General features: G+C 71.4%; 8 protein-coding genes. 5 read left to right on the top strand and 3 right to left on the bottom strand.

Annotation, left to right across the window (positions count from 1 at the left end; genetic code table 11):
- On the bottom strand, nucleotides 1–407 hold a 407-nt coding region (locus tag I73_RS17430; RefSeq protein ID WP_026096882.1), incomplete at its 3' end, for a sensor histidine kinase N-terminal domain-containing protein.
- A gap of 5 nt (nucleotides 408–412) precedes the next feature.
- Complete coding sequence (locus I73_RS17425; RefSeq protein ID WP_022981786.1) at nucleotides 413–1,087, bottom strand: response regulator transcription factor; 675 nt, start codon at nucleotides 1,085–1,087, stop codon at nucleotides 413–415.
- A gap of 195 nt (nucleotides 1,088–1,282) precedes the next feature.
- Here I73_RS17425 and I73_RS17420 point away from each other — a divergent pair, with 195 nt between their 5' ends.
- The 5 genes from I73_RS17420 to I73_RS17400 all read left to right on the top strand — a co-directional run bounded on the left by I73_RS17420 (nucleotide 1,283) and on the right by I73_RS17400 (nucleotide 4,925).
- Entirely contained in the window at nucleotides 1,283–2,296 is a 1,014-nt protein-coding gene (locus tag I73_RS17420) for an ABC transporter substrate-binding protein (RefSeq protein WP_022981785.1), read from the top strand.
- Nucleotides 2,293–3,120: an ABC transporter ATP-binding protein gene (locus I73_RS17415; RefSeq protein ID WP_022981784.1), complete on the top strand. Its 828-nt coding sequence runs from the start codon at nucleotides 2,293–2,295 to the stop codon at nucleotides 3,118–3,120. The genes I73_RS17420 and I73_RS17415 overlap by 4 nt, the downstream gene beginning before the upstream one ends.
- Nucleotides 3,117–3,986, top strand: coding sequence for an ABC transporter permease (locus tag I73_RS17410; RefSeq protein WP_022981783.1), 870 nt, complete (start codon nucleotides 3,117–3,119; stop codon nucleotides 3,984–3,986). Before I73_RS17415 ends, I73_RS17410 begins: the two co-directional genes overlap by 4 nt.
- Before the next feature lie 116 nt (nucleotides 3,987–4,102).
- Nucleotides 4,103–4,519, top strand: coding sequence for a MerR family transcriptional regulator (locus tag I73_RS28705; protein ID WP_051049260.1), 417 nt, complete (start codon nucleotides 4,103–4,105; stop codon nucleotides 4,517–4,519).
- On the top strand, nucleotides 4,485–4,925 hold the full coding sequence (locus tag I73_RS17400; RefSeq protein WP_022981781.1) for a carboxymuconolactone decarboxylase family protein: 441 nt from the start codon (nucleotides 4,485–4,487) through the stop codon (nucleotides 4,923–4,925). Before I73_RS28705 ends, I73_RS17400 begins: the two co-directional genes overlap by 35 nt.
- A 24-nt stretch (nucleotides 4,926–4,949) precedes the next feature.
- Here the strand turns inward: I73_RS17400 and I73_RS28700 are convergent, their stop codons facing one another.
- Nucleotides 4,950–6,713, bottom strand: a complete 1,764-nt coding sequence (locus tag I73_RS28700) for a PTS fructose transporter subunit IIC (RefSeq protein WP_022981780.1) — start codon at nucleotides 6,711–6,713, stop codon at nucleotides 4,950–4,952.
- Nucleotides 6,714–6,715 lie beyond the last annotated feature (2 nt).

Below are 6,715 nucleotides of genomic sequence, written 5' to 3'. Positions count from 1 at the left end.
GTCACCACCGCGCGCAGGGCTTGGCCGTCGAAGGAAGCGTCGTACCACTGGGCCCGGTCGGTGCCCGTCAGATGCCGCGGCCGCGGCAGCGGAAAGCCCGGCGAGCCGGCCAGCAGATCGCCCTCGGCGTCGGTCACGCTGATGTAGACGCGGTCGCGCTCGTCCGAGGCGAACAGGCTCAGGGCCGAGGGCGGCACGCTGGCGGCCACGTCGTTGTCCTCCCAGATCAGCCGGTCCGACAGCACCTTGGCCGAGGCCAGCAGATCGTGGTCCTGCACATAGTCGGCCACCGTGGCCACGCCCTGCCAGGCCAGCCAGGCGCAGCCGGCCACGCACAGCGACAGCGGCAGCAGCAGCCAGGCCAAGAGGCGCAGCCGCAGGCTGGGGGCGGCGGCCGGCGCGGGCATGGGCGTCATTCCTCCTCGCGCGGGCGCAGCAAATAGCCCACGCCGCGCAGCGTGATGATGGCCGCGCGGTGCCCTTCCAGCCGGCGGCGCAGCCGGTGCACATAGAGGTCCACCGCGTCGGTGCCGGCCTCGTCCTCCTGGGCGAAGATGCTGTCGTGCAGGGCCTGCTTGCTGACGGTGCGGCCCAGCTGCAGCACCAGGGCCTCCAGCAGCGAGCGTTCGCGCGGCGGCAGGGTCAGGGCCTGGCCGGCCAGCGTGAACTGGCGGGTGGGCAGGTCGTAGGCCAGGTCGCCGCAGACGATGTCGTTGGCCTTGCCCGGCACCAGGCGCCGGATCAGGGCCTTGATGCGGGCCACCAGCTCGGGCACCTCGATGGGCTTGACCAGGTAGTCGTCGGCGCCGATCTCCAGGCACACCACCTTCTGGTCCAGCGCGGCCGAGGCGGTCAGCACGATGACCGGCAGCGCGCTCTGGCGCTCGCGCAGCCGGCGCAGCACGCCCTTGCCCGACAGGCCCGGCAGGTTCAGGTCCAGGATGGCCAGGTCGTAATGGTGGGCCTGCAGCAGCTGGTCGGCGGCCTGGCCGTCGGCCACGGTGTCGACGATGAAATCCTGCTGGCGCAGCAGGCTGGCCAGCCAGTGCGAGAGCTCGGTGTTGTCTTCGATCAGCAGCAGCTTCATGACCGCGCGCACGGTAGCAGGGGGCTGCCATGATGCACCGGCGCGGGCCCAAGTCCTTGGGTCTGTTGGGGGTTACGGGTTTCCCACTAGGGTTCGGCGCGCGCCATGAAACCCGGCCGAAAGACGGCCCTGCCTACAGTGGTCCCCAGGCTCCCGGCACAGGGCGCCATCCGACACACCCTCTGGAGACACCTCATGCGCCTTCGTCCTGTCCGTTCCCTGCTGTCCGCGGCCGCCGTCGCGGCCTGCGCGCTCGCGCCACTGGCCGGCGCCCAGGCCGCCGAGCCCATCACCATCATGGTGGGCGGCATCAACAAGATCATCTACCTGCCGGCCAAGCTGGCCGAGTCGCTGGGCTACTTCAAGGACGAGGGCCTGACGGTGGAGCTGCAGTCGCAGCCCGCTGGCGTGGACGCCGAGAACCAGCTGATCGCCGGCGCGGTGCAGGCCGTGGTGGGCTTCTACGACCACACCATCGACCTGCAGAGCAAGGGCAAGGAGCTCGAAGCCATCGCCGTCTTCTGCAAGGTGCCTGGCGAGGTCGAGCTGGTCTCCACCAAGGCCGCGCCCACTTTCAAGACCATGGCCGACGCCAAGGGCAAGACCCTGGGCGTGACCGGCCTGGGCTCCTCCACCGACTTCCTCACCCGCTACCTGGCCGACCGCCAGGGTGTGGCCTCCAAGGACTACACCCTGCTGCCGGTGGGCGCGGGCAACACCTTCATCGCCGCCATCAAGCAGGACCGCATCCAGGCCGGCATGACCACCGAGCCCACCGTCTCCGAGCTGCTCAAGACCGGCGAGGCCAAGGTGCTGGTGGACCTGCGCACCGAGGAGGGCAGCAAGGCCGCGCTGGGTGGCCTCTACCCCGCGGCCAGCCTGTATGTGCAGAACGCCTGGGCCGACAGCCACAAGGCCGAGGCCACCAAGCTGGCACGCGCCTTCGCCCGCACCATGGCCTGGATCCACACCCACAGCGCCGAGGACATCGCCGAGAAGATGCCCAAGGACTACTACGGCGCCGACAAGGCCCTTTACGTCACCGCGCTGAAGGCCTCGCTGCCGATGTACACCACCGACGCCCGCATGCCCGCTGGTGGCCCGGAGACGGTGCTGAAGGTGCTGGCCAGCTACAAGCCCCTGGTCAAGAGCAAGAACATCGACCTCGCCAAGACCTACACCAACGCCTTCGTGGACGCCGCCAAATGAGCACCGCCACCCTGGACCGCACGGCCGCTCCGGCCGTCGCCGCCGGCACAGCCCCGGCCATCGAGTTCCGCGGCGTCTCGCTGCGCTACATCTCGGCCGACGGCCACGCCACCGTGGCCCTGCGCGACTTCTCGATGGCCGTGGCCCGCGGCGAGTTCATCGCCATCGTCGGGCCCACCGGCTGCGGCAAGTCCACCACGCTGAACATGATCACCGGCCTGCTCAAGCCCACCGTGGGCGAGGTGCGCATCATGGGCCAGGCGGTGGGCGGCATCGACCCGCGCATCGGCTTCGTCTTCCAGGCCGACGCGGTCTTTCCCTGGCGCAATGTGCTGGACAACGTGGCCGCCGGCCCGCTGTTCCGCGGCGCGTCCAAGGACGAGGCCTACGCCCGCGCCCAGGACTGGATCACCCGCGTGGGCCTGGGCAAGTTCGGCGGGCATTACCCGCACCAGCTCTCGGGCGGCATGCGCAAGCGCGTGGCGCTGGCGCAGACCTTCGTCAACCAGCCCGAGATCCTGCTGATGGACGAGCCCTTCTCGGCCCTGGACATGCAGACCCGCACCCTGATGCAGGACGAGCTGCTGCAGCTCTGGTCGGCCAGCGGCAGCTCGGTGGTCTTCGTCACCCACGACCTGGAAGAGGCCATCGCCCTGGCCGACCGCGTCTTCGTGCTCTCGGCCCGCCCGGCCACGCTCAAGCGCGTCTACTCCATCGACCTGCCGCGCCCGCGGGTCATGTCGCAGGTCCGCTACGACCCGCATTTCGTCGAACTGTCCAAGCGCATCTGGGATGACCTGCGCGAAGAGGTGGTGATCCAATGAATGCCGCAACCCCCCTGACGGCCGCCCTGCCCGCGGCCCTGAGCGACGAGGCCCTGGCCCGTGAATCCGAGGCCGCGCAGGCCCGCATCCGCCAGCGCCGCTGGCTCATCATCGGCCTGCGCGTGGCGGTGCTGGTGGTGGTGCTGGGCGGCTGGGAAGTCGCCGCCCGCCTGAAGTGGATCGACCCCTTCTTCTACTCGATGCCATCGATGATCTGGGACCAGATCGTCGAGTGGGTGCGGGACGGCACCTCGCAGGGCTCGCTGTGGCGCCAGGTCGCCGTCACGCTGGAAGAGACGGTGCTGGGCTTCCTGATCGGCTCGGTGGCCGGCGTGTTCTGCGGCATCCTGCTGGGCCGCAACAAGCTGCTGTCGGACATCTTCAGCCTCTACATCCAGATCGCCAACTCCATCCCCCGCGTGGTGCTGGGCTCGGTCTTCGTCATCGCCCTGGGCCTGGGCATGGCCTCCAAGGTGGCGCTGGCGGTGGTGATGGTCTTCTTCGTCGTCTTCGGCAACGCCTTCCAGGGCGTGCGCGAGGCCGACAAGTACCTGATCGCCAATGCGCAGATCCTCGGGGCCTCGCCGCGCCAGCTGACCACCGCGGTCGTCATCCCCTCGGCCATGTCCTGGATCCTGGCCAGCCTGCACACCAGCTTCGGCTTCGCCCTGGTGGGCGCGGTGGTGGGCGAATTCCTGGGCGCCAAGGAAGGCATCGGCCTCCTGATCTCCACCGCCCAGGGCGCCTTCAACGCCAGCGGCGTGTTCGCGGCGATGATCGTGCTGGCGGTGGTGGCCCTGCTGGCGGACTTCCTGCTCACCTCGCTGGAGAAGCGCCTGCTCAAGTGGCGGCCGGCGGCGTTCTGAGGCCGCGCTGGCGTGCACCAACCACAGGGCCCCTCGGGGCCCTTTTTTCATGGGGCCGCGGCGGGGGGCACAAAGCGCTTGACCTGGAGCGCACTCCAACTTCCAGAATGCTGGCCATGGATTCGTTTCTCACCATCGCGCAGGTGGCCGCCCGCACCGGGCTGAGCGCCGACACCTTGCGCTACTACGAGCGCATCGGCCTGCTGGCGCCCGTGGCCCGCGCCGCCGGCGGCCAGCGCCGCTACCGCGCGGCCGACCTGGACTGGCTGGCCTTTGTGCAGCGCCTGCGCGCCACCGGCATGCCCATCCGCGACATGCTGCACTTCGCCGCCCTGCGCAGTCAGGGCGACGCCACCGCCGCGGCGCGCCGCGAGTTGCTGCGCGCGCACCTGACCGGCGTGCAGGCCCACATCCGTGATCTGCAGCAGGCCGCCCGGGCGCTGCAGACCAAGATCGCCCATTACGACACCCTGTGCCCACCCCTGGAAGGAGAACCCCATGCCGAACGTGAACGCCCCCGCCGCGTCCGCTGAGGACAGCCGCTACGCACGCGGCCTGGCCCGCCTGAAGGAGATCGACGGTGCGGCCGGCGAGGCCGTGGTGGCCAGCCTGGCCGACATCGCGCCGGACTTCGCCCGCCACCTGATCGAGTTTCCCTTCGGCGACATCTACAGCCGCCCGGGGCTGGACCTGCGGGCCCGCGAGATCGGCACGGTGGCGGCGCTGACCGCGCTGGGCACGGCCGCGCCGCAGCTGGCGGTGCACATCCGCGCGGCGCTCAACGTGGGCGTGCGGCGCGAGGAGATCGTCGAGCTCATCATGCAGATGGCCGTCTACGCCGGCTTCCCGGCGGCGCTCAACGGCCTGGCGGTGGCCCGCCAGGTCTTTGCCCAGGCCGAGGTGCAGGCCGAGGCACCGGCCGAAGCCGCACCGGCCTGAGCGCCGGGCGGCTTCAGGCCGCGGTCAGGCCACCTTGGGGGCGGCCACCTCGCGCTTGACCAGGCCCAGGCCCAGGGCCGTGACCCCCGTGCCGGCCGCGATGGCGGCGGCGTACAGCAGCACATGGTTGACCGCATTGGGAATGGCCAGCACGAAGACGCCGCCGTGCGGGGCCTGCAGGCCGATGTGCCAGAACATGCTCAGGCCGCCGGCCACCGCCGAGCCCAGCACGCAGACCGGGATGACGCGCAGCGGGTCCCGCGCCACGTAGGGGATGGCGCCTTCGGAGATGAAGGCCAGGCCCAGCACCGCGGTGGCCTTGGCGGCCTCGCGCTCCTCGGCCAGGAAGCGGCTGCGGAACAGCCAGCAGGCCAGGGCGATGCCCAGCGGCGGCGTCATGCCGCCGGCCATGGCCGCGGCCATCGGTTCGGTCACGCCCGAGCCGATCAGCGTGGTCGAGAACACATAGGCCGCCTTGTTGACCGGGCCGCCCATGTCCACCGCCATCATGCCGCCCAGCACCAGGCCCAGCAGCACCGCACTGCCGGTCTGCAGGCCCTTGAGCCAGCCGGTCAGCGCCGCCATCACCGCGGCCATGGGCTCGCCGATGACCATCAGCATCAGCACGCCGGTGATGGCCGCGCCCAGCAGGGGCAGCAGCAGCACCGGCTTCAGGCCCTCCAGCCCCTTGGGCAGGCGCAAGTGGCGGTTGAGCGCCTGCACGCTGTAGCCGCCGATGAAGCCCGCGGCGATGGCGCCCAGAAAGCCAGCGCCCACCGTGCCGGCCAGCAGGCCGCCGATCATGCCCGGGGCGATGCCCGGCCGGTCGGCGATGGAGTAGGCGATGTAGCCGCCCAGGGCCGGCAGCATCAGCGCGAAGCCGGCCTTGGCGCCGACCTGGAACAGCACCCAGCCCAGCGTGCCCTTGTGGGCATCGTCGTACACGTAGATGCCGCCCAGCGCGAAGGCCAGGGCGATCAGCAGGCCGCCCGCCACCACGAAGGGCAGCATGAAGGACACGCCGGTCATCAGGTGCTTGTAGGCGCCGCTGCGGCTGGCGGCCGGGGCCGCGGCCGCGGCGGACGAGGCGGTGGCGGAGACGGGCCCCGCGCCGGACCACGGCGTGGCCTCGCGCGCGGCCTGGGCGAAGACCGCGCCCGCGTCGTGGATGGCGGCCTTGGTGCTGGTGACGTACAGGCGCTTGCCGGCGAAGCGCTCGCGCTGCACCTGGGTGTCGGCCGCGATGATGATCAGATCGGCCTCGGCGATGGCCTGGGGGCTCAGCGCGTTCTGCGCGCCCACCGAGCCCTGGGTCTCCACCTGGATGCGGTGGCCCAGGGCCTTGGCGCCCTGTTCCAGCGCCTCGGCGGCCATGAAGGTGTGGGCCACGCCGGTGGGGCAGGAGGTGATGGCCACGATGCGCAGCGGTGCGGCGGGGGTGGCGGCCACTGGCGCGGCGGCCGGTGCCGCGGGGGCGGCCCCGGGGGGCAGGGCGCCGGCCAGCTGCAGGGCGCGGCGCACCGCGCCCTCGGCATCGGCCAGCACCTCGGTGGGATCGATGCGCAGCACCGGGGCGTGCGTGGGGGCCGGGCTGTCCAGGTCCAGGTCCGAGGCGAGGATGCAGGCCTGGGCCTGGGCCAGCTCGGTCTCGCTCCCGCCGCCCTGGTCGCCCAGCGGGCTTTTGACCCACAGGGCCAGGCGGTGGCCCAGATGTTCGGCCGCGGCCCGCAGGGCCTCGCCGGTGATGAAGCTGTGGGCCGGGGCCAGCCTGGCTGGCCGCGATGGCAATG

The sequence above is a fragment of the Ideonella sp. B508-1 genome, from assembly GCF_000333615.1.
In the GTDB taxonomy this organism is placed as follows: domain Bacteria; phylum Pseudomonadota; class Gammaproteobacteria; order Burkholderiales; family Burkholderiaceae_C; genus Ideonella.
This window is presented reverse-complemented; position numbering and strand designations above follow the sequence as displayed.